Below are 21,289 nucleotides of genomic sequence, written 5' to 3'. Positions count from 1 at the left end.
GCAGCAGGCGGGCTCGTACACTCGTTCGATCCGCCCATTGCGAGGTTGACCGCCTAGTGTTTGCTCGTCTTTTTGCTTTACCCAGTCTGTTCCTCGTCTGCCTGATGACGCTGCTGCCGCTGGCGCCTGCCCAGGCGGTCGGTCTGCCCGGCCTGCTCAACACCAACAAGGCCCAGCCCGAAGCGCAGGAACCCCTCGGTCAATCCCTCGACGAAGTCATCAAGTCGCTGGAAAACGACAAGCAACGCGCGCAACTGCTCACCGACCTGAAAAAGCTGCGCGACGCCACGAAAAAAGCCCAGACCACACCTGAAGAAGGCGTACTCGGCCTGATCGGCGGCACCCTCGCCAATTTCGAAAAACAATTCACCGGCGCTGACAGCCCGCTCAATCGCTGGTCTGCCGAGTTCGATCTGGCCAAAGATGAATTCAGCGCCTTGATGATGCCGGCCAGCGAATGGCTGCCGGTAATCTTCGGTTTCGCCATGATTCTGATGGTCTGGAGCCTGCTCGCCGCTGCGCTGATCTGGCTCAGTCATCGCGTGCGCATGCGTTTTGGTCTGACCGAAGAACTGCCGCAACACCCCAAAGCCCTCGACATGTTGCGCTTCGCCCTGCGCAAACTCGGGCCGTGGCTGATCGCTTTGGTCATCACCGTTTACATGAGTTACGCCTTGCCGTCCTCGCTGGGTAAAAGCCTGGCGATGGTGTTGGCGTACGCATTGGTGGTCGGCACCTGCTTCTCGGCAATCTGCGTGATTGCTTTCTCCCTGCTCGATGGCCCGCACCGCCATCGCGCGCTGTACATCCTGCGTCATCAGGCGTTCCGGCCGTTGTGGCTGATCGGCAGCTTCGCCGCGTTCGGTGAGGCGCTGAATGATCCGCGTCTGATCGAAAGCCTCGGCGTGCATCTGGCCCACACCGCCGCAACCGTCGCCAATGTCCTCGCGGCAATTTCAACCGGCCTGTTCATTCTGCGGTTCCGCCGACCGATTGCGCACCTGATCCGCAACCAGCCACTGTCGCGACGCCTGACCCGCCGCGCCCTCAGCGACACCATCGATATCCTCGGCACCTTCTGGTACGTCCCGGCGCTGGTGCTGGTGGGGATTTCGCTGTTCGCGACGTTCTTCTCCGCCGGCGACACCAGCACTGCTTTGCGCCAATCGATGATCTGCACGGTGTTGCTGGTGCTGTGCATGGTGATCAACGGCCTGGTGCGTCGCCACTCGCTGAAACCGCAGCGCGGGGCCAAACGTCATGCGCTGTATTCGGAACGACTGAAAAACTTCTTCTATACCCTCGCCCATCTGCTGGTGTGGCTGGCGTTTATCGAGTTGGGTCTGCGGGTGTGGGGCAAGTCGCTGATCACTTTCGCAGAAGGCGACGGGCATGACGTCAGCGTAAAACTGTTCAGCCTCGCTGGCACGCTGCTGTTTGCCTGGCTGATCTGGATTCTCTCCGACACCGCCGTGCACCACGCCCTCACCCGCTCGCGCAAAGGCCTCGCCAATGCCCGCGCGCAAACGATGATGCCGTTGATCCGCAACGTGCTGTTCGTGGCGATTTTCATCATCGCGCTGATCGTCGCGCTGGCAAACATGGGCATGAACGTTACGCCACTGCTGGCCGGTGCCGGTGTGATCGGTCTGGCCATCGGTTTCGGTGCGCAGTCGCTGGTTGCCGACTTGATCACCGGCCTGTTCATCATCATCGAAGATTCGCTGGCCATCGATGACTACGTCGACGTCGGCGGCCACCTCGGCACCGTCGAAGGCCTGACCATCCGCACCGTGCGCCTGCGCGACATCGACGGCATTGTCCACACGATCCCCTTCAGTGAGATCAAAAGCATCAAGAACTACTCCCGCGAATTCGGCTACGCGATCTTCCGCGTCGCGGTGCCGTACAACATGGAAATCGACGACGCGATCAAACTGATGCGCGACGTCGGCCAGAAGATGCGCACCGATCCCCTGCAACGCCGCAATATCTGGTCGCCGCTGGAGATTCAGGGTGTCGAGAGTTTTGAGTCCGGCAGCGCGATTTTGCGTGCACGGTTCAAGACCGCGCCGATCAAACAGTGGGAAGTGTCGCGGGCTTTCAACTTGTCGCTGAAGCGGCATCTGGATGAGGCCGGACTGGATCTGGCGACACCGAGGATGAGTATTCAGATGGTGCCGGGGGGGAGTCAGCTGGATAAGCAGTAATAAAAAACGCAGCGCGAAACTCCGCGCTGCGTACAACTGGGTTTACACAACGGTCAATACAAAGGGTGTAGCCTTACTGAAGTACGGCTGATCTTCCGTATACTTCCTCCATGTGCCATCGCCGGCCGGGGCGAAATAATAAACACTTTCATCAATAGTCTCGTGTTTGACTTTATGAGCTGCGTTCAAGAAGTTGTATCGCGCATCCACATCCCAATCAAACAAGTCTGCGCCGCCAAACAGCAATACATCTGCATTCTCTGTAGAGCCGACCAGATACACCACCTTTTCACCCGACGATTGTGTGTTGGCGAGTGGCGCCCCTTCACCATCACTGACATAAAACTCAATACCTTGCTGTTGTATGCGCAGATACCCTTCCGTTTCCATTCCGACAACGCCCTTGCCTTCATCAGTGCGTCCCAGACTTATCGAATATCTACCGTTACTCCCGTAGAAATAGAGCACGGTCGGTTCAACACCCGAGCGCATTGCCGCTACTCGTCCAGTCTCCGTCACAGAAATAGGGTTACCGTAAGCAGTCAACGTGCCCTTAAAGCTTTCCTTGCTGCAATCTTCATCACCAAACATACAACATCCTTATTTAAATCAATGCAAGTCAAATTTGACCTGCACTTACTTTAAACAAGACAACCAAACTTAAAAACCGAAAACAAACCACTAGTTATTTCAACAAATCATATAAAAAGTTCAAAGCACATCCACTCCAACATGAATCGCATCATGCCGCCAAAACTCCAGATCACAATCAATCAACCGCTCATGCTGATCATAATTAACCCGAGCAATCCGTAACCCCGGACTCCCCACCGACACCCGCAAAGCCGCCGCCGCATCCACCGACAAAGACGTCGGCACAATCTCAAAGCGCACCCGCCCATAGTGCAAATCGTAATGCCGCGCATACAACTCAGTAATCGACTGATTCAAATCAAACTCAAGAATCCCCGGAAAAAACTGCGGATTCAAATAATGCTCCACATACAACACCAACCGCCCGTCAATCCGCCGCGACCGGCAAATCTGAATCACGCTGGACAGCGCCGGCAACTGCAACCACTCGCATACCGCCGCCGACGCCGGTTGCAGCCGCGCCGAAATCACCTCGGTCGACGGCACCCGCCCCTGCGCACTGACCATCGCGTGAAAGTGACTTCGCTGCATCAGGTTATAGGCCAGCCGCGGCGGCGAAACGAACCAGCCGCGCCGCTCCTCACGATAAATCTGCCCCTGTGCCTCCAACTGCAACAACGCCTCACGCACAGTAATCCGCGTGGTGCCAAACAACTCACTGAGCTTGCGTTCAGCCGGCAACTTACTGCCCGCCGCCAACAAACCGTGGTCGAGCTGCTCCTGCAACACCTGGCCAATGGCTGTCACCGCTTTTGTTGCCTCATCACGCATCAACGTTACCTATCTGGACTAGACCAGCACTGTTTCGGGGCAAAACCGCACGGCGATCAAACCGTTTTGTAGTGATGCAAGCCTAGGCAGTACAGATGACCGAGAGATGACAAAACTACCGAACGGTCATCCTCACGGCTTGCAATACATCGGCCAAGTCCCTTGCCCACCGGGCCTTTGCGCATGGTCTACGCTTATCGGGCACCTGCCGATATCGGCCAGATAAAAGGCCTGGCGCGAGGCCACCGACATCAAAGTGTCATCCAGCCCCCTTAAATTGGCTCAGGTATTGCTGACCTAGACCAACAACCACCGCAATCGCAGCGTTGAACACGACCAAGGAGCTTCGGAATGAAACAGCTTTTCCTGGCAACACTGTTAGGCTCGACCATTGCACTGTGCACCTCCGCCATGGCGGCCGGCACCGATCTGAAAACCCTCGAAGCCGCTGCGAAAGCGGAAGGCGCCGTCAACAGCGTCGGCATGCCCGATGACTGGGCCAACTGGAAAGGCACCTGGGAAGACCTGGCCAAAACCTACGGCCTGAAACACATCGACACCGACATGAGCTCGGCTCAGGAAATCGCCAAATTCGCCGCCGAGAAAGACAATGCCACCGCCGACATCGGCGACGTCGGCGCCGCGTTCGGCCCGATCGCGGTCAAGCAAGGCGTGGTGCAACCGTACAAGCCAAGCACCTGGGATCAAGTCCCGGACTGGGCCAAGGACAAGGACGGCAACTGGGCGCTGGCCTACACCGGCACCATTGCGTTCATCGTCAACAAAAAGCTGCTGCACGGCTCCGAAGTACCGACCAAATGGGCTGACCTCAAGGGCGGCAAATACAAGGTCTCCATCGGTGACGTAAGCACCGCCGCCCAGGCTGCCAACGGCGTTCTCGCTGCGGCACTGGCCAACGGTGGCGACGAGAAAAACATCAAGCCGGCCCTGCTGTTGTTTGCCGACATTGCCAAGCAAGGTCGCCTGTCGATGGCTAACCCGACCATCGCCACCATGGAAAAAGGCGAGATCGAAGTCGGTGTGGTCTGGGACTTCAACGGCCTCAGCTACAAAGCCAAGATGGCCAACCCGGATGATTACGTGGTGTTGATCCCGTCCGACGGTTCGGTGATTTCCGGCTACACCACGATCATCAACAAGTACGCGAAAAACCCTAACGCCGCCAAGCTGACCCGCGAATACATCTTCAGCGACGCCGGCCAGACCAACCTCGCCCGCGGCAACGCGCGCCCGATCCGCGCCGAGCACCTGCAACTGCCGGAAGACGTGAAGGCCAAACTGCTGCCGAACGAGCAGTACAAAAAGGTCACCCCGATCAAAGACGCCGACGCCTGGGAAAAGACCTCCAAAGCCCTGCCACAGCAGTGGAACGAAGAAGTCATCGTCGAGATGAAGTAATCCTTCATCTGTAGGAGCTGCCGCAGGCTGCGATCTTTTGATCTTGCCCTTTAAAAGCAACATCAAAAGATCGCAGCCTGCGGCAGCTCCTACAGGGGTTGGTTCCAGTTTTGTTTTCGGAGTTTTTGCCCCTATGAAGCACAACGTCATCCTTGTCGTGCTCGACGGTCTCAACTACGAGGTCGCGCGCCACGCCATGGGGCATCTGCAGGCTTATGTTGGCGCAGGACGCGCCGCGCTCTACCAGTTGGAGTGCGAGCTGCCGGCCCTGTCCCGACCGCTTTATGAATGCATCCTCACCGGCGTGCCGCCGATCGACAGCGGCATCGTCCACAACAACGTCGCGCGCCTGTCCAATCAGCGCAGCATTTATCACTACGCCCGCGATGCCGGTCTGAAAACCGCAGCAGCGGCGTATCACTGGGTCAGCGAGCTGTACAACCGCTCGCCCTTCGTCGCCGCCCGCGACCGGCACACCGACAATCTGTCGCTGCCGATCCAGCACGGGCATTTCTACTGGAACGATCACTATCCGGATTCGCACCTGTTCGCCGACGCGGAAAACCTGCGCCTGCGCCACGATCCGAACTTCCTCCTGATCCACCCGATGAACATCGACGACGCCGGGCACAAACACGGCCTCGACAGTTCGCAATACCGCAACAGTGCGCGCTCGGCCGACATCATCCTCGCCGACTATTTGCAGAGCTGGCTCGACGCGGGTTATCAAGTGCTGGTGACCGCCGACCACGGCATGAACAACGACCGCTCGCACAACGGCCTGCTGCCGGAAGAACGCCAAGTGCCGCTTTTCGTCCTCGGCGATGCGTTCAGCTTCAGCGCTGATGCCGCGCCGAAGCAGACGGAAATCTGCGGCACTGTCTGCGAACTGCTCGGCGTGCCCCACGACAAACCTGTGTGCCGGGAGCTGCTCAAGTGAATGCCATGACTCGCGGCAAATGGCTGGCGGCGTTGTGCCTGGTGCCCTTCGCGCTGTTCTTTATCGTCTTCGAAATCGCCCCGCTGGTCTGGGTGATGATCAACAGCCTGCAATCGGAAGAGTTCGGTTGGGGCATCGAAAACTTCACCAAGATCTTCAGTTCGAAGTTCTACTTGCAGGCGATCCAGTACAGCCTGGAAATCAGTTTCTGGTCGAGTGTGTTCGGCATCATCATTGCCGTGCTCGGTGCGTATTCCCTGCGCCGCGTTGACTCGAAACTGCGCAACTTCGTGAATGCCTTCGCCAACATGACCAGCAACTTCGCCGGCGTGCCGTTGGCGTTCGCCTTCATCATCCTGCTCGGGTTCAACGGCAGCATCACCATCATGCTCAAGCAGGCCGGGATCATTCAGGACTTCAACCTGTACTCGAAAACCGGCTTGATCATCCTCTACACCTACTTCCAGATTCCCCTCGGCGTGCTGCTGCTCTACCCGGCCTTCGACGCCTTGCGTGAAGACTGGCGCGAGTCCGCCGCGTTGCTCGGTGCCAATGGCTGGCAGTTCTGGCGGCACATCGGTTTGCCAGTGCTGACGCCAGCGCTGCTCGGTACGTTTGTGATCCTGCTGGCCAACGCCCTCGGCGCCTACGCCACGGTGTATGCACTGACGACGGGCAACTTCAACGTCCTGCCGATCCGGATTGCAGCGATGGTCTCCGGCGACATTTCCCTCGACCCGAACCTGGCCAGCGCTCTGGCCGTGGTGCTGGTGGCGCTGATGACCATCGTCACTGTTGTGCATCAACTGCTGTTGAAGAGGAGCTACCATGTCTCGCGCTGAATCCGGCCCGGCCGGCCTCTACCACCGCGTCGTGGTTTACCTGCTGTTTGCGATCCTCTTGCTGCCGCTGGCAGGCACGCTGGTCTACTCGATCGCCAGCAGTTGGTCGGCGACCATTTTGCCCAGTGGTTTCACCTTCAAGTGGTACATCCAGTTGTGGAGCGATCCGCGCTTCCTTCACGCGTTCGGCCAGTCATTGCTGGTGTGTGTCGGCGCGCTGGTGCTGTCGGTGGTGTTGATTCTGCCGCTGCTGTTCGTCGTGCATTACCACTTCCCGAAACTCGACGCGCTGATGAATATCCTGATCCTGCTGCCCTTCGCGGTGCCGCCGGTGGTGTCGTCGGTGGGTCTGTTGCAACTCTACGGTTCCGGGCCGATGGCGATGGTCGGCACGCCGTGGATTCTGATCGGCTGCTACTTCACCGTGGCGCTGCCGTTCATGTACCGCGCGATCACCAACAACCTGCAAGCGATCAACCTGCGCGACCTGATGGACGCCGCGCAACTGCTCGGCGCCAGCACCTTTCAGGCAGCCATTCTGGTGGTGCTGCCCAACCTGCGCAAAGGCCTGATGGTCGCGTTGCTGCTGTCGTTCTCGTTCCTGTTCGGTGAGTTCGTTTTCGCCAACATTCTGGTCGGCACGCGCTACGAAACCTTGCAGGTTTATCTGAACAACATGCGCAACAGCAGCGGCCACTTCACCAGTGCGCTGGTCATCTCGTATTTCTTTTTCGTGCTGGTCCTGACCTGGATCGCCAACATCTTGAACAAGGACAAAAGCGAATGAGCTATGTCAGCGTCCAACACCTGCAGAAAAACTACGCGGGCACCCCGGTGTTCAGCGACATCAACTGCGAAATCAACAAAGGCGAATTCGTCACCCTGCTCGGCCCGTCCGGTTGCGGCAAATCCACCCTGCTGCGCTGCATTGCTGGCCTGACGCCGGTAGATGGCGGCCAGATCCTGCTGGATGGCGTCGACATTGTGCCGCTGACACCGCAAAAACGCGGGATCGGCATGGTGTTCCAGAGCTACGCGTTGTTTCCCAACATGACCGTCGAGCAGAACGTCGCATTCGGTTTGCGCATGCAAAAGGTCAACGCCGACGACAGCCATAAACGCGTGTCGGAAGTGTTGAAACTGGTTGAACTCAACGACTTCGCCAGCCGCTATCCGCATCAACTTTCCGGTGGCCAATGCCAGCGTGTCGCCCTCGCCCGTTCGCTGGTCACACGTCCGCGTTTGCTGCTATTGGATGAACCGCTGTCGGCCCTCGATGCACGAATCCGCAAACACCTGCGCGAACAGATCCGCCAGATCCAGCGCGAACTCGGCCTGACCACGATCTTCGTCACACACGATCAGGAAGAAGCGCTAACCATGTCTGATCGCATTTTCCTGATGAATCAGGGAAAAATCGTACAGAGCGGAGACGCCGAAACCCTGTACACCGCGCCAGTCGACGTGTTCGCCGCAGGCTTTATCGGCAACTACAACCTGCTCGACGCCGAAGCCGCGTCGAAACTGTTGCAGCGCCCGATCAACCATCGCATCGCCATTCGCCCGGAAGCCATCGAACTGAGCCTCAACGGCGAACTCGACGCGCAGATCCGCAGCCACAGCCTGCTAGGCAATGTCATTCGCTATCGCATCGAAGCGCGCGGCGTGGAATTGGTGGTGGATGTGCTGAATCGCTCGGCGGCTGATCTGCATCCCGACGGTCAGCGTCTGGCGCTTTCCATCGATCCGACGGCCCTGTGTGAGGTAGCTTAAAAGCAGCTGCGCGCTTCGAGCTACAAGCTTCAAGTTGTAGACTGCGGCGCAGCTGATTCCAATTCTTGCAGCTCGAAGCTTGTAGCTCGCAGCTGTTCTCGGAGAGAACTGATGGCCCTGGCAATTTTTGATCTGGACGAAACGTTGATCCACGGCGACTGCGCCACCCTCTGGAGCGAGCAGATGGGGCGCCTGGGCTGGGTCGATCCCGAGTCGTTCATGCGCAAGAACAACGAACTGATGGACGCCTACAGCCATGGCAAATTACGCATGGAAGACTACATGGCGTTCAGCCTCGAACCGCTGATCGGCCGTACGCCAGAAGAAGTCGAACACCTGGTCGGGCCGTGGGTTGAAGACTTTATCGAACCGATCATCTTCAGCGACGCGACCAAAACCATCGCTGCGCACCGCAAGGCCGGCGACCGCATTCTGGTGATCTCGGCGTCGGGCACGCACCTGGTCAGACCGATTGCCGATCGACTCGGCATCGACGAGATTCTGGGGATTGAACTGGAAGTCGCGCACGGCGTTTACAGTGGCCATACCGTGGGCACGTTGACCTACCGTGAAGGCAAGATCACCCGTTTGCTGGAGTGGCTGGACGCTGAGGAAGAGAACCTCGAAGGCGCGAGTTTTTATTCCGACTCACGCAATGACCTGCCATTGCTGCTGAAAGTGGATTTCCCGCACGTGGTCAACCCGGATCCGGTGCTGCTCGAGCACGCCGAAAAAGCCGGCTGGCCCATCCATCTCTGGAAATAAAAGCAAAAGATCGCAGCCTTCGGCAGCTCCTACATTTGGAATGCAATCCCCCTGTAGGAGCTGCCGAAGGCTGCGATCTTTTGACCTTGCTCTGATCTCAGCTCAAACTTTCGTCAATCACCAACACCAGTTTCCCAGCCACCGTATTACTCGCCAGCTCGGCAAACGCCGCCTCGGCATCCTTCACCGCAAACGCCTTGGCCAACTGCGGACTCAACCGCCCTTCCGTAAACAATGGCCACACCTGCTGGCCCAAATCGCTCAACAGATCCGCCTTGAACTGATCATCACGGCTGCGCAACGTCGAGCCCAGCAACTGCACGCGCTTACCCAACACCTGCGCCAGATCCAGTTTCGCCTCGCGGCCACCCATCAAACCGATCAGCACCCAACGCCCGTCCAGCGCCGTCAGCTTCAGATTCAGCGCCGAATAATTACCGCCCACCGGATCAAGAATCACATCGAACGGCCCGAAGTCGCGCAGGCTCTCCAGATCGTCAGTGCGCAGCACCCCGCCCTGAGCCCCCAGCGCCTCGCAATAAGCCAAACGCTCGGCTGAACCGACGCTGACCCAGCACGGATTGCCAAACGCCTTGCACAGCTGAATGGCGGCTGAACCGATTCCACTTGCCCCGGCGTGCAAGAGAACTTTCTCACCCGGTTTGAGCGCCGCAAGTTGAAACACATTCAGCCAGACTGTTGCGTAAACCTCGGGCAATGCCGCCGCTTCAATCAACGAAACGCCTTCGGGAACCGGCAGCACGTGCCGCCCGTCAACCACCACCTCTTCGGCCATGCCGCCCCCGGCCAGCAAGGCGCAGACCCGATCGCCGACCTGCCACGAACTGCCCGCGCCGACCTCGCTGATGACCCCGGAACACTCCAGACCGAGCACGTCGCTTGCGCCCGGCGGGGGCGGATAGAGACCGGCTTTCTGTAATAAATCGGCGCGATTGAGGCCGGCTGCCGCCACTCGAATGCGAACTTGTCCTACATCACATGTAGGACTCGGGGTCTCAACCCACGCCACTTGACCTTCCACGCCTTGCAATGCCTTCACAGTGCCTCCATAGTGAGTCTGGACTGAGCCCGAAGCTGTAGCGCCGGGCTTTTTGCATTATGCGACCGGCTCTCGTAGAACCGGCGACTTCAAAGACGGCCTAATATGCGTTATCAATTGTCCCCGCGTCGAATCAGCATGAAGCATCTGCTCCCAAGCACCGCCCTCGCTCTATTCATCGGTATCGGTATTTTGCCGATGTCGGGCAATACCTTCGCTGCCAACAGCTGGGACAAATTGCAGCCTGATCGCGATGAAGTCATCGCCAGTCTGAACGTCGTCGAGTTGCTCAAGCGTCACCACTACAGCAAGCCGCCGCTCGACGATGCGCGCTCGGTGATCATCTACGACAGCTACATCAAGCTGCTGGATCCGTCGCGCAGCTATTTCATGGCCAGCGACATTGCCGAATTCGACAAGTGGAAGACGCAGTTCGACGACTTCCTCAAAAGCGGCGACCTCAACGCCGGCTTCACCATCTACAAGCGCTATCTGGATCGCGTCAAATCGCGTCTGGACTTCGCCATCGCCGAGCTGAACAAAGGCGTCGACAAGATGGACTTCAACACCAAGGAAACCTTGCTGATCGATCGCAAGGACGCTCCTTGGCTGAAATCCACTGCAGAACTTGATGACCTGTGGCGCAAACGCGTCAAGGACGAAGTCCTGCGCCAGAAGATCGCCGGCAAAGATCCGAAGCAGATTCAGGAAACCCTGACCAAGCGCTACAAGAACCAATTGGCGCGCCTGGATCAGACCCGTCCGGAAGACATCTTCCAGGCGTACATCAACACCTTCGCCATGTCGTACGACCCGCACACCAACTATCTGTCGCCGGATAACGCGGAAAACTTCGACATCAACATGAGCCTGTCCCTCGAGGGCATCGGCGCTGTGTTGCAGAGCGACAACGACCAGGTGAAAGTCGTGCGTCTGGTGCCAGCAGGCCCGGCCGACAAGACCAAACAGGTCGCCCCGGCGGACAAGATCATCGGCGTTGCCCAAGGCAACAAAGAGATGGTCGACGTGGTCGGCTGGCGTCTGGACGAAGTGGTCAAACTGATTCGCGGCCCGAAAGGCACCGTGGTGCGTCTGGAAGTGATTCCGGCGAGCAATGCGCCGAACGACCAGACCACCAAGATCGTGCCGATCACCCGTGAAGCGGTGAAGCTCGAAGACCAGGCGGTGAAGAAGTCCATCCTCAACCTGAAACAGGACGGTAAGGACTACAAGCTCGGCGTCATCGAGATTCCGGCCTTCTACCTCGACTTCAAAGCGTTCCGTGCCGGTGATCCAGACTACAAGAGCACCACCCGCGACGTTAAAAAACTGCTGACTGAACTACAGAAAGAAAAAGTCGACGGTGTGGTCATCGACCTGCGCAACAACGGCGGCGGCTCCCTGCAGGAAGCCACCGAGCTGACCAGTCTGTTCATCGACAAAGGCCCGACCGTACTGGTGCGTAATGCCGATGGCCGTGTCGACGTGCTCGAAGATGAAAACCCGGGCGCGTTCTACAAAGGCCCGATGGCGCTGCTGGTCAACCGCTTGTCCGCCTCGGCTTCGGAGATTTTCGCCGGCGCCATGCAGGACTATCACCGCGCGCTGATCATCGGTGGCCAGACCTTCGGTAAAGGCACCGTGCAGACCATTCAGCCGCTGAACCATGGCGAACTGAAACTGACCCTGGCCAAGTTCTACCGGGTCTCCGGTCAGAGCACCCAGCATCAGGGCGTGCTGCCGGACATCGACTACCCGTCGCTGATCGACACCAAGGAAATTGGCGAAAGCGCTCTGCCGGAAGCCATGCCGTGGGACACCATCCGCGCGGCCATCAAACCGGCGGCCGATCCGTTCAAACCGTATCTGGCTCAGCTCAAATCCGAGCATGACGCCCGCACGGCGAAAGACGCGGAGTTCGTGTTCATCCGTGACAAGCTGGCACTCGCGCAGAAACTGATGGAAGAAAAAACCGTCAGCCTCAATGAAACCGAGCGTCGCGCGCAACACACCGACATCGACGCCAAGCAACTGGCGATGGAAAACATCCGTCGCAAAGCCAAAGGCGAAGAGCCGCTCAAAGAGCTGAAGAAAGAAGACGACGACGCCCTCACGGCCGCCGAGCCGGACAAGGTTAAACCAGAAGACGATGCCTACCTGAGCGAAACCGGGCGCGTGCTGCTGGATTACCTGAAGCTGAGCAATCAGGTGGCGAAGAAGTAAGTGATGGCAATTTAATGCTGACGATCCCCGGATCGTCATCAAACAGTCATCATTCTGTCGTGCAATAAAGGACTGGGAGCCACTCTCCAACGAGAGCGCTCCCAGTCCTTTTTTTATCGCCAGAGATTGCCATGACCACGACCGAACAGCTGAGTGCCTTGAGCTCGATCCTGACTCAAAGCGGATTGCACAGCCTGTTCCAGCCGATCATCTGCCTCTCCGAGCGCCGCATTCTCGGCTACGAAGCGCTGACACGCGGCCCGTCCAACAGCCCTCTTCACTCGCCGATTGCCTTGTTCGCCGTGGCGCGACAGGCCGGACGTTTGAGTGAGCTGGAAATCGCCTGCCGCCAAAGCGCTTGCCGTCGTTTCAATGAACAGCAACTGCCGGGCAAACTGTTTCTCAACGTCTCGCCCGAGTCATTACTCGAAGCAGCGCATCAACCGGGACGCACACTGCAACTACTGCAGGACTTCGGCATTCCACCCAGCCAGGTCGTCATTGAACTGACCGAACAAACACCCATCGACGACTTCCAGCTGCTGCAAACCGCACTGCATCACTACCGCGCGATGGGCTTCTCCATCGCGCTGGATGATCTCGGTGCTGGTTATTCAAGCCTGCGTTTGTGGTCGGAGCTGCGCCCGGATTACTTGAAGATCGATCGACACTTCATCGACGGCATCCACCAGGATGCGCTGAAACGCGAATTCGTCGGCTCGATCCTGCAAATCGCCAAAGCCTCCCGCGCGCAAGTCATCGCCGAAGGCATCGAACTGCCGGAAGAACTCGCGGTGCTCACCGAAATGGGCGTCGACCTGGTGCAAGGCTATTTGCTCGGCCGCCCACAAGAACACCCACCGCGCGACGCCCGCACGTTGATGCCCAAACACGACAGCAGCAGCGTTGCGCTGAACGACGAAGGCAGCGACCTCAGCGCACTGCTCAACGACCAACCCGCCGTAGCGCGTGACACACCGACCGCCACCGTGCTGGAAGCCTTCCGCCGCCAGGCCAACCTCAACTCACTGGCCGTGCTCGACGAACAAGGTCAGCCGTGTGGCATCGTCCATCGACATTCCTTGTCGGATGCGCTGCTCAAACCGTTTGCCACTGACTTGTTTGCGCGTAAACCGATTAGCCGATTGATGAATGACGACTTTCTCGCGGTGGAAATGAGTCAGTCGTTGCAGCAAGTGAGCCGCCTCATCACCAGCCGCGCTCGGCAGCGGATCGAAGAGGATTTCATCATCACCCTCAACGGCAGCTACCTCGGTCTCGGCCGGGTGATCGACGTACTCAAGCTCATTACCGAACTGAAAATCCAACAGGCACGCTACGCCAACCCGCTGACCTTGCTGCCCGGCAACGTGCCGATTCAGCAATGTCTCACTCGCCTGCTGCAACAGGGTCGAGAATCAGTCATCTGCTACGTCGACATCGACAGCTTCAAACCCTTCAACGATATCTATGGGTACGGACGCGGGGACGAAGTGTTGTTGTGTTTGGCTCAATGCCTGAATGAACGCGTCGACCCCACCCGAGATTTCGTTGGCCACATTGGTGGCGACGACTTCCTCTTAGTCCTCGGCCCTGAAGACTGGCGCAAGCGACTCAATCAACTGCTCGACGACTTCCAGAGCCAATGCCGCCGCTTCTATCGCCCCGAACACCTTGAGGCAGGCTGCTTCATCGCCCCGAACCGCCAAGGCGTGCGGCAGGAGTTTCCGCTGTTGTCGCTATCCATTGGCGTCGTGCATCTGCATCCCGAAGCCTGCTCACAACTGGATGCCAGTCAACTTGCTGAGATGGCATCGCAGGCGAAACATCATGCGAAGAATGTTCCGGGGTATAGCGTGCATGTCATTGATAGTCTCACTGCGACCGACAACCATCCACCGCAGTTGATCGGACAACGTTGATTAAATAGCGCCCAGGTCTCTATGGAAGAAAGGCTACCCACGAGAGGCAAGTTGGCGCAGCTAATTGCTTACCTTGGTACTAGTTCAACAAGCAAAATCAACAGTGCCAATTATTTTTTGAAATATCGTCCTCACCATGTAGACCTGTCCTCGCTAGCAGCCTTCTCAAGATCTTCCCCCCAAACCTCTTTCGCCAAGCGGTAGATCTCTTCAAAAAAACACCGAGGGCTGTTTAACGAATACCATTCCCCCCTAGGCCAGCTGGATGTTTCGCATTCATCAATATCAAAAAAAACACTGAAATTATAGTTTGAATCTTCTAAGGCTGACTCTAAAGCCTCAAATAAAACCAGCTTATGCCTATATGATAGATATGGCAGATTTAGACAATAGTTCCTTATAAGCTTCTCTCTATCATCAGAAGTATTCGGATTATATACTCCGAGTTCAACACCTCGAGTCTCCTCTCGGTCATAGACATCAAAAACGCCAACAAACCAGCTAAATCTTGGATTGAAAGCCTTATTTAAATACGGATCTTTCAACATCACTTTTTCTCCGATGGAAAACCTGTAAACGGCTCTTGCGTGTTTGTCTTGTCAAATTTAACCTCAAACCAGTTCATATTTTCATTCAGAATCGGATTTTGCGGATCGTTCCTGTTCGGTCTATAGCCTCGCCCTGCACCAGGCAATTCGAACCTGACTATCGGAGTTTCTTTCTGATCCTCCCCCGTGTGCAAAATTAAGCCATTTTTATCCCTAGTCATCGCCTTGTTTAATGCACCTAAATGCATTCGCCAATTATGAAATTGTGAGCTTGGGTTTCCTCTGGGTGGTATTGGAACGACGCCAGTGTGAGGATCAGCCCCATTGATAGCTCGCTGTTTTAGGGCTCGATCGGGAATTTCGGAACTGTGCTTCTTCACAGTGTGCATGTCATAAAGATCTTCATATTCACTTACCCGTCGTTTCGCATTTTCCTCCGCCAGCTCATCAATCCTCGCCCTCCGCTCCTGCGCCGTCATCTTCGGTAGCGCAGGCTCACCTTCATCAACCTTAGCCCCACCAATCCCACCCGGCACCGCACACCCAGGCCTATTCGGCGGTGGACAATTGGAGTTCAACCCCAACGGATCCACCCACCCCGTTGGATTCGGCGTGTACTGGTACTGATTCAACCCACCCGCGAGCTTCACCGGATCCGGAGTCAAATACCGTCCCAGCCGCGGGTCGTAATACCGATGCCGGTTGTAATGCAGTCCACTTTCCGCGTCGAAATACTGCCCCTGAAACCGCAGCGGCTGATCCAGGTATTCCTCAGCCGCCAACGTCACCGCCGCGACTTTTCCGTAGGCGTCGTACTGCGCCGACCAGACGATTTCCCCGCTGTAATCGGTCAGCTCCAGTGGCGTGCCAAGGTGGTCGTTCTGGTAATAAAACGGGCAGGCTTTTTTCGGGCCTTTGCCGTCGAGCAGCGCTAGCGGGCGGAAGGTGCCAGGCTCGTAGACGTAGCTGCGGTATTCGCTCTGGCTGCTTTCGGCGACGAGGTTGTCGCCTTGCCAGAAGAATTCAGTGGTGGCGCCGTCGACAGTTTTGCTGATGCGCCGGCCAAAGGCGTCGTATTGGTAAGACGCGGTTTTCCCGTCAGGGCGAGTCAGGCCGATCAGGCGGTGCTGGCAGTCGTAGCGGTATTCGGTGACGAGTTTGTGCGCGGTGCCGCGACGTTCGCGGATCAGGTTGCCGAAGGCGTCGTAGTCGTAATGGCGGTCGCCCTGCATCAACAGGCGGTTGCCTTTGATCTGGCTCGGGCCGGGGCGATCCTGCATGAGCAGGTTGCCGGCCGGGTCGTGGGCGTAGGTTTCCGGGAGTTCGTCGCGGGAGTGGCGGACGCGGGTCAGTCGGTCGAGGGCGTCGTAGTAATAGCTGCGCTGACCGTGGCGGCTGTCGGCGATGCTCGCCAGATTGCCGTTGACCGCGTAGCTGTAGTGGCGCAGGTACAGTGGGCTGGATTGTTGATTGACGGCGTGGGCCTGAAGACGACCCTGTTCGTCGTAGTGATAGTGGCTGTGCAGCAAACCTTGCTGACGGGTTTGCTCGCGACCGAATTCGAACTGATGCGTGGTCAGGCGTGCGCCGTTGAGGTCGATCGCGGTCAGCGCGCCGCCCTTGGCATGGTGGTAATCGAGTTTGCTGTTGTCCGGCAAACGCATGCGCTTGAGCTGACCGCAGGCGTCGTAGGCATAGCGCAGAGTGCCCCAGCCTTGGTGCTCGGTGATCAGCCGATCCTGGCGGTCGTATTCGAAGGCCAGCGGATGGTTTTGGCCATTATCGACACCGATCAAGCGACCGAGACTGTCGTACTGGTAACTGACCTTCACTCCGTCCGGCAGGGTTTTAACCAGCAGACGCCCGGCGCCATCGCGTTCGTATGCGGTGACTAAACGTGAGTCGTCATCGCCAAACTCGGTCTTTTCCAGCAGGTGACCGTTGAGGTCATACACGTAAGCGGTACGGCGCCCATCGAAACCGGTTTCCTGTCGGATTAATCCGGTCGGCGTGTAGTCCAGCCGATATTTCTCACCCGACTCGTTCTCAATTTCCGTGAGCAGCAGTTGCGCGTGGTCGTAGCGGTATTGAACCCGCGTGCCGTCGTGGTTAATGCGACGGGAGACCAGATGCAGGTCATCGTCGTATTCATACCGGGTGACGTGCCCCAGCTCATCACGCTCGGCGGTGACTTGCCCGTAAGCGCCGTAGCTATAAGCACGCGTGGCACCCGTAGGAAAAGTCGTCTGAACCAGTCGGCCAACGTCGTCCCACTGCTGTCGGGTAACGGCGCCATGTTGATCAACCGTGGTCGTCCGCCGTCCCAAAGCATCGTAGGAAAAACGCCGTACACCACCCTCAGGCAGCGTCTCTTCAACCAGTTGGCCGAGGTCATTCCAGGCCAGCAGATGACGGCTGGTGTCCGGATACCGGATCGACACCAGTTGCCCACGCACGCTGTAGTAGTAATGAGTCACCTGCCCGTCAGGATCGACGGCCTCGGTGATGTCGCCCTCGGCATTGCGCCGATAAATCCAAACCGCATCGCCGCGCGAACGCCGATGCAGGAAACCATTGCGATACTCGTAGGACGTTGGCGCATCCGCTGCCGGAATCAGCGCGATCAGTCGTCCGACATCGTCATAGCGGTACTCGGTGACAGAACCCAAAGCATCCTGTTCTGCGATCAACCGTCCCTGATCGTCGTAGGCCTTGAGCTGCTCGCCACCATCCGCCTCAACCTTACGCACCAGTCGCGCACGGTCATCGTGGACATAAACCTCTTCGGTGCCATCGACGTAATGCACCGCGACACTGCCGTCGTCATCCCAGACATACCGCGTGTCCATCTGCGAAAACGACGCCCAGTGCCGTATACAACGTGCAGCCTTGCCAGCCCGTTCCCATTCCCAGAAAAAACTCGCACCACCGGTCAGCTGTCGCTGCAGGATGACGTGCGCATCGTCGTAGTCGTAACGCTCGCTTTCACCTGCGGCATTAGTCGCCGCGAGCAAACGCTGACGCGCGTCATAGCAATAACTGACGAGGGTTTGCTCGGTACGCCACGCCTCTTCAAGGCGCTCGGTCGGATGAAAACTCTGGTAGTCGATCGCAATCAGTTGCGCACGGTCGTAGCGCAACTGCAGCGCCCGCCCCGCGCCATTGTCGAGACGACTGATGCGATCCTGACGATCGCGGCTGATGCGTAAACGGTTGTCGTACGCATCGCTGATCGACGTCAGACGCCCGGCCCGAAAGTGGTAAAACCGCGCCGTTTCCCCAGCCAGCGCTAGGATCAATTCCTCCGGTTCATCCCCGAGAAAAATTGCTGCCCGCGACAAACTGTTGTGAATAGAAGGCCGCTCAACATTCGGCAGCGGAAACCGTGTGCGCCGATTCTCGTGATCGACCCAAACAACCGAGTCGCCATCAAATTGCAGCCGATGCGCCAGCGAATGGCTCCAGCCAAACCCCAGCCCGACATCGATTTCCACCGCACTGGTGCGATACAACCGAGTGAATTCAAACGGCAACACGCCGTCGAGCACAGCATCCGTCAGCGTCAGCAGTTCCTCACCGGTGACCATCGACACCGGACAACCGTTGGTGCACGTAGCCGAAGCGCAATCAGCGCTGCCCCCGTTGGGATTTTTCGCCTGATCCGGAGCGTCATCGTGGTGCTCGTCTTTCTTCAGCAAGGCGTTGCGCTTGGCGTCCCAACGCAACTGCATCCGGCCTTTTTTCACCCCGGCGGCAATCCCGCGTGCAGCGACTTTTTTGTATTTGTCGACGTACTTGATGAAGCCTTCGACGATGGCAAACATCGCCTTCAGCAACCGCGTCAACGCTGACAACAACTGCGCGGCGCGGTCAGCCAGGCGCAGCGTCAGATAAGCGATGCCGGCACCCGCACCGACAAACGTCAGCACGACGCCGATCAGCACATCGATCAGCACCTGCACGATCATCATTGACGCCGCTTCGGCGGTTTTGCCGGCGATTTCGCTGGGCGGCAGCATCTCCAGCCAAAGGCTGGCGGTACGCAGCAGCAAACACAGCGCCGCTTCATCGCTCATCAGCAGTTGCAGCTTTTCCATGACATCGGGAGCCGTCTCCGCCAGCTCCTTTAACTGCGTGGCCCCAGCCCCCAACCGCTCGGCAAATGCCCCGGGATCCTTGAGAATGTCCGAGAGCAAACCGATGCTGTCCCACACTCCCTCGATCGCAGCCCAACTTCCGGCCAGCATGCCGTTGCTTGCCGATGTCGCCACCGACTGCGACCACTGCGGTTTAAAACCCTGCCACTCACCGCGCAGCCAGCCGTCGAGTTCACGGGTCAGGCCGTCGTAGGCTTTAAACAGGTCATCAACCTGGTCCGTGGTGACCTCGCTGTGCACCAGCACCCGATAGAACTTGCCCGCTGTGCCCTTGAACAAGCCTTTGCCTTGCGCATCAAGGGTTACGGGGGTGACTTCGCCACTGTCCATGGCGATCACATCGACGGTGATGTTGCCGAGCGCAATGTCGTACACCGACTCAAACTTGCTCTCGATCAACATCGGCCCGTCCTTCGGGCACTGGACGACGCCGGAGAAAAACTCGTTATCGGTGCTGCTGACAACGGTGCTGTTTTCGCCGAAGCGGATGATCCGCTCCATGCCCATCAGCGACGGCAAATCCGCCGCGTGGCTGACGTTGTCCGCAGCACGGCTGGCCCAGTGCTTGAGCTGTTCGCGGTAGAGACTGAGGCTGGCGGGAAAGCTGTCGAGTTCTTGCTCGATGCGAGCGATGGCGTCCATCAGCGCACGTCAGAGCGCGAATTGGACGGGTTAATCGGGTCGAACATGAGCGTTCCCTCGCGCAAAAAAATAGGCGCGGGAACTGTGCGGGGGATCAATCAGGAAAGAAGTCGGCCAAGTAGGCGATGGTTGTAGGACTAATCTGTAAACGCTTACCCACAGCTAAACAAAACTGCGAAAACGCAAACAGGGCGTGAGGTTTCCCTCACGCCCTGTTTATTAATGACGAGATTTACTGCCTGGAATCGCGCGAACTCAATTCTTGCAGTTTGTGCTCGGCCAATGGGTGCCCAGCCTTGGCGGCCATGCTCCACCAGCGCGCAGCCTCCTCTGGATCCGGCGCCTTGCTCGGCGTGCCGGCGAGGCTGATCACGCCGACCTGATAGGCCGCTTTGCCATCGCCGGCCAGTGCCGCCAGACGCAGCAGTCGCACGCCCTCTTCACGCGCGCCCAGACCCACACCGCGAAAGGTCAGAATGTGCCCGTAAAAGCTTTGCGCGCCGACATCGCCGAGGTTGGCCATGCGCGCAAATTGCCCTTCCATCCAGCGCCAGATGCGCGGCTGGCGAACACACCACGACCAATGAAACAGCCTACGGGCCAGCCAGTAACTGGCCCGCGCCTTGAGGCGTAAAAACACTCAGGCCTCCGCCGATTCCGGGTACTCGTATTCGAACACTCTGACCACTTCGGAAGCGTGCCACGACGCGGCGGCAACTCCGTCGGACGGCCCGGAAAAACGCCCCAGACGTTCAACACATTCAAAAAAACCGGTGCGCGGTAAACGGCTTGCACCTTGGCTGATCACCAGTGAACTGCGCAGCGGTTGCTCGGCCTTGGCATCCAGCGCGGCGAGATGTTCAAGTGCAGCGGTCAGGGTTTGCATGGCCGGTGTCGGCAGTTGCAGACGCTCAAGCAAGGCGCGATACGTCAGCAGATGACGCTGTCGGCGCGCCTGATCCAGCTCCCCCAGCAACCCGTCCCAATGTTGACGACTGATGCGTACGCTCACGATTCATCCCTCCAACCTGGCACCGTCAATTCCCAGGCCAGGCTGCGGCGAATCGCGGCGTCGGGCGCACGCTCACCACTTTCGATCATGGCCAGATAAGACGGGCTGATGCCTACAGTGCGGGCCAGCGCCTCGATGGCGATGCCCTTCCCTTCGCGCAAACTGCGGAGTTGATCCAGACCTGGAAGAATCGGGTCTGAAGTGGCCGCGACAGGCGCTGGGGCCGGACGCGACGGTGTTTCGTTGAGACCTGCTGCTTTGAGTAACGCCTGATATTGAGCCCATGGCAGAACCGCGTATTCGGGTTCGCCATCGCGTGCAATTATCTGAATATCCATGACTACCCCGTAG

General features: G+C 58.1%; 17 protein-coding genes. 9 read left to right on the top strand and 8 right to left on the bottom strand.

Annotated features, from left to right (window positions below; genetic code table 11):
• The first annotated feature begins 56 nt into the window (after positions 1-56).
• Positions 57-2,210: a mechanosensitive ion channel family protein gene (locus ACIOMO_RS10245; protein WP_053118631.1), complete on the top strand. Its 2,154-nt coding sequence runs from the start codon at positions 57-59 to the stop codon at positions 2,208-2,210.
• 42 nt (positions 2,211-2,252) lie between these two features.
• Here the strand turns inward: ACIOMO_RS10245 and ACIOMO_RS10240 are convergent, their stop codons facing one another.
• Both ACIOMO_RS10240 and ACIOMO_RS10235 read right to left on the bottom strand, forming a co-directional pair.
• Positions 2,253-2,801 (bottom strand): hypothetical protein, encoded by a 549-nt coding sequence (locus tag ACIOMO_RS10240; protein WP_401240389.1) that lies wholly within the window; start codon positions 2,799-2,801, stop codon positions 2,253-2,255.
• 120 nt (positions 2,802-2,921) lie between these two features.
• Entirely contained in the window at positions 2,922-3,635 is a 714-nt protein-coding gene (locus ACIOMO_RS10235) for a UTRA domain-containing protein (protein ID WP_053118627.1), read from the bottom strand.
• Between the two features lie 351 nt (positions 3,636-3,986).
• On the opposite strand from ACIOMO_RS10235, the gene ACIOMO_RS10230 reads away from it, so the two are divergent.
• The 6 genes from ACIOMO_RS10230 to ACIOMO_RS10205 all read left to right on the top strand — a co-directional run bounded on the left by ACIOMO_RS10230 (position 3,987) and on the right by ACIOMO_RS10205 (position 9,374).
• Positions 3,987-5,054, top strand: coding sequence for an ABC transporter substrate-binding protein (locus tag ACIOMO_RS10230; RefSeq protein ID WP_141129984.1), 1,068 nt, complete (start codon positions 3,987-3,989; stop codon positions 5,052-5,054).
• Positions 5,055-5,187: 133 nt separating this feature from the next.
• A complete protein-coding gene (locus ACIOMO_RS10225) occupies positions 5,188-5,994 on the top strand; it encodes an alkaline phosphatase family protein (RefSeq protein WP_212551384.1) in 807 nt (268 codons plus the stop codon).
• Between the two features lie 5 nt (positions 5,995-5,999).
• Positions 6,000-6,836: an ABC transporter permease subunit gene (locus ACIOMO_RS10220; protein WP_178124209.1), complete on the top strand. Its 837-nt coding sequence runs from the start codon at positions 6,000-6,002 to the stop codon at positions 6,834-6,836.
• The gene (locus ACIOMO_RS10215; protein WP_008083711.1) at positions 6,823-7,623 is read left to right on the top strand and encodes an ABC transporter permease; all 801 of its coding nucleotides are present in this window, start codon (positions 6,823-6,825) and stop codon (positions 7,621-7,623) included. The genes ACIOMO_RS10220 and ACIOMO_RS10215 overlap by 14 nt, the downstream gene beginning before the upstream one ends.
• Positions 7,620-8,609: an ABC transporter ATP-binding protein gene (locus tag ACIOMO_RS10210; protein ID WP_159814905.1), complete on the top strand. Its 990-nt coding sequence runs from the start codon at positions 7,620-7,622 to the stop codon at positions 8,607-8,609. The genes ACIOMO_RS10215 and ACIOMO_RS10210 overlap by 4 nt, the downstream gene beginning before the upstream one ends.
• A gap of 111 nt (positions 8,610-8,720) precedes the next feature.
• Positions 8,721-9,374 carry an HAD family phosphatase gene (locus tag ACIOMO_RS10205; protein WP_073472633.1) on the top strand — a complete coding sequence of 218 codons (654 nt, stop codon included), beginning with the start codon at positions 8,721-8,723 and terminating at the stop codon, positions 9,372-9,374.
• A gap of 97 nt (positions 9,375-9,471) precedes the next feature.
• On the opposite strand, the gene ACIOMO_RS10200 is transcribed toward ACIOMO_RS10205, so the two are convergent.
• Entirely contained in the window at positions 9,472-10,434 is a 963-nt protein-coding gene (locus ACIOMO_RS10200; RefSeq protein ID WP_401240383.1) for a zinc-binding dehydrogenase, read from the bottom strand.
• 138 nt (positions 10,435-10,572) lie between these two features.
• On the opposite strand from ACIOMO_RS10200, the gene ACIOMO_RS10195 reads away from it, so the two are divergent.
• Positions 10,573-12,657, top strand: a complete 2,085-nt coding sequence (locus ACIOMO_RS10195; protein ID WP_172680089.1) for a carboxy terminal-processing peptidase — start codon at positions 10,573-10,575, stop codon at positions 12,655-12,657.
• A 131-nt stretch (positions 12,658-12,788) separates the two neighbouring features.
• On the top strand, positions 12,789-14,579 hold the full coding sequence (locus tag ACIOMO_RS10190) for a bifunctional diguanylate cyclase/phosphodiesterase (RefSeq protein WP_401240380.1): 1,791 nt from the start codon (positions 12,789-12,791) through the stop codon (positions 14,577-14,579).
• 131 nt (positions 14,580-14,710) lie between these two features.
• Here ACIOMO_RS10190 and ACIOMO_RS10185 read toward each other — a convergent pair whose 3' ends face one another.
• From ACIOMO_RS10185 to ACIOMO_RS10165, 5 genes are all read right to left on the bottom strand, one after another.
• A complete protein-coding gene (locus ACIOMO_RS10185; RefSeq protein WP_401240377.1) occupies positions 14,711-15,127 on the bottom strand; it encodes a hypothetical protein in 417 nt (138 codons plus the stop codon).
• Positions 15,127-19,926 carry an RHS repeat-associated core domain-containing protein gene (locus ACIOMO_RS10180; protein WP_401240375.1) on the bottom strand — a complete coding sequence of 1,600 codons (4,800 nt, stop codon included), beginning with the start codon at positions 19,924-19,926 and terminating at the stop codon, positions 15,127-15,129. Before ACIOMO_RS10180 ends, ACIOMO_RS10185 begins: the two co-directional genes overlap by 1 nt.
• 232 nt (positions 19,927-20,158) lie before the next feature.
• The gene (locus ACIOMO_RS10175) at positions 20,159-20,566 is read right to left on the bottom strand and encodes a sel1 repeat family protein (protein ID WP_401240372.1); all 408 of its coding nucleotides are present in this window, start codon (positions 20,564-20,566) and stop codon (positions 20,159-20,161) included.
• Complete coding sequence (locus ACIOMO_RS10170; protein ID WP_003223109.1) at positions 20,567-20,938, bottom strand: hypothetical protein; 372 nt, start codon at positions 20,936-20,938, stop codon at positions 20,567-20,569. It lies immediately after the preceding gene.
• Positions 20,935-21,276, bottom strand: a complete 342-nt coding sequence (locus ACIOMO_RS10165; protein ID WP_053118605.1) for a helix-turn-helix transcriptional regulator — start codon at positions 21,274-21,276, stop codon at positions 20,935-20,937. Before ACIOMO_RS10165 ends, ACIOMO_RS10170 begins: the two co-directional genes overlap by 4 nt.
• Between the last annotated feature and the right edge of the window lie 13 nt (positions 21,277-21,289).

The sequence above is a fragment of the Pseudomonas sp. NPDC087804 genome, from assembly GCF_044742965.1.
GTDB classification, from domain to species: Bacteria; Pseudomonadota; Gammaproteobacteria; order Pseudomonadales; family Pseudomonadaceae; genus Aquipseudomonas; species Aquipseudomonas rustica.
Note: the sequence above shows the minus strand (reverse complement) of the source record. Positions and strands in the feature narration are given on the sequence as shown.

What these genes read in the sequence shown, in the direction of transcription:
- ACIOMO_RS10225 (WP_212551384.1), top strand. Translation starts at nt 5,188, where the DNA reads ATGAAGCACAACGTCATCCTTGTCGTGCTCGACGGTCTCAACTACGAG.
- ACIOMO_RS10165 (WP_053118605.1), bottom strand. Translation starts at nt 21,276, where the DNA reads ATGGATATTCAGATAATTGCACGCGATGGCGAACCCGAATACGCGGTT.
- ACIOMO_RS10190 (WP_401240380.1), top strand. Translation starts at nt 12,789, where the DNA reads ATGACCACGACCGAACAGCTGAGTGCCTTGAGCTCGATCCTGACTCAA.
- ACIOMO_RS10210 (WP_159814905.1), top strand. Translation starts at nt 7,620, where the DNA reads ATGAGCTATGTCAGCGTCCAACACCTGCAGAAAAACTACGCGGGCACC.
- ACIOMO_RS10180 (WP_401240375.1), bottom strand. Translation starts at nt 19,926, where the DNA reads ATGGACGCCATCGCTCGCATCGAGCAAGAACTCGACAGCTTTCCCGCC.
- ACIOMO_RS10235 (WP_053118627.1), bottom strand. Translation starts at nt 3,635, where the DNA reads ATGCGTGATGAGGCAACAAAAGCGGTGACAGCCATTGGCCAGGTGTTG.
- ACIOMO_RS10240 (WP_401240389.1), bottom strand. Translation starts at nt 2,801, where the DNA reads ATGTTTGGTGATGAAGATTGCAGCAAGGAAAGCTTTAAGGGCACGTTG.
- ACIOMO_RS10230 (WP_141129984.1), top strand. Translation starts at nt 3,987, where the DNA reads ATGAAACAGCTTTTCCTGGCAACACTGTTAGGCTCGACCATTGCACTG.
- ACIOMO_RS10195 (WP_172680089.1), top strand. Translation starts at nt 10,573, where the DNA reads ATGAAGCATCTGCTCCCAAGCACCGCCCTCGCTCTATTCATCGGTATC.
- ACIOMO_RS10185 (WP_401240377.1), bottom strand. Translation starts at nt 15,127, where the DNA reads ATGTTGAAAGATCCGTATTTAAATAAGGCTTTCAATCCAAGATTTAGC.
- ACIOMO_RS10215 (WP_008083711.1), top strand. Translation starts at nt 6,823, where the DNA reads ATGTCTCGCGCTGAATCCGGCCCGGCCGGCCTCTACCACCGCGTCGTG.
- ACIOMO_RS10205 (WP_073472633.1), top strand. Translation starts at nt 8,721, where the DNA reads ATGGCCCTGGCAATTTTTGATCTGGACGAAACGTTGATCCACGGCGAC.
- ACIOMO_RS10220 (WP_178124209.1), top strand. Translation starts at nt 6,000, where the DNA reads ATGACTCGCGGCAAATGGCTGGCGGCGTTGTGCCTGGTGCCCTTCGCG.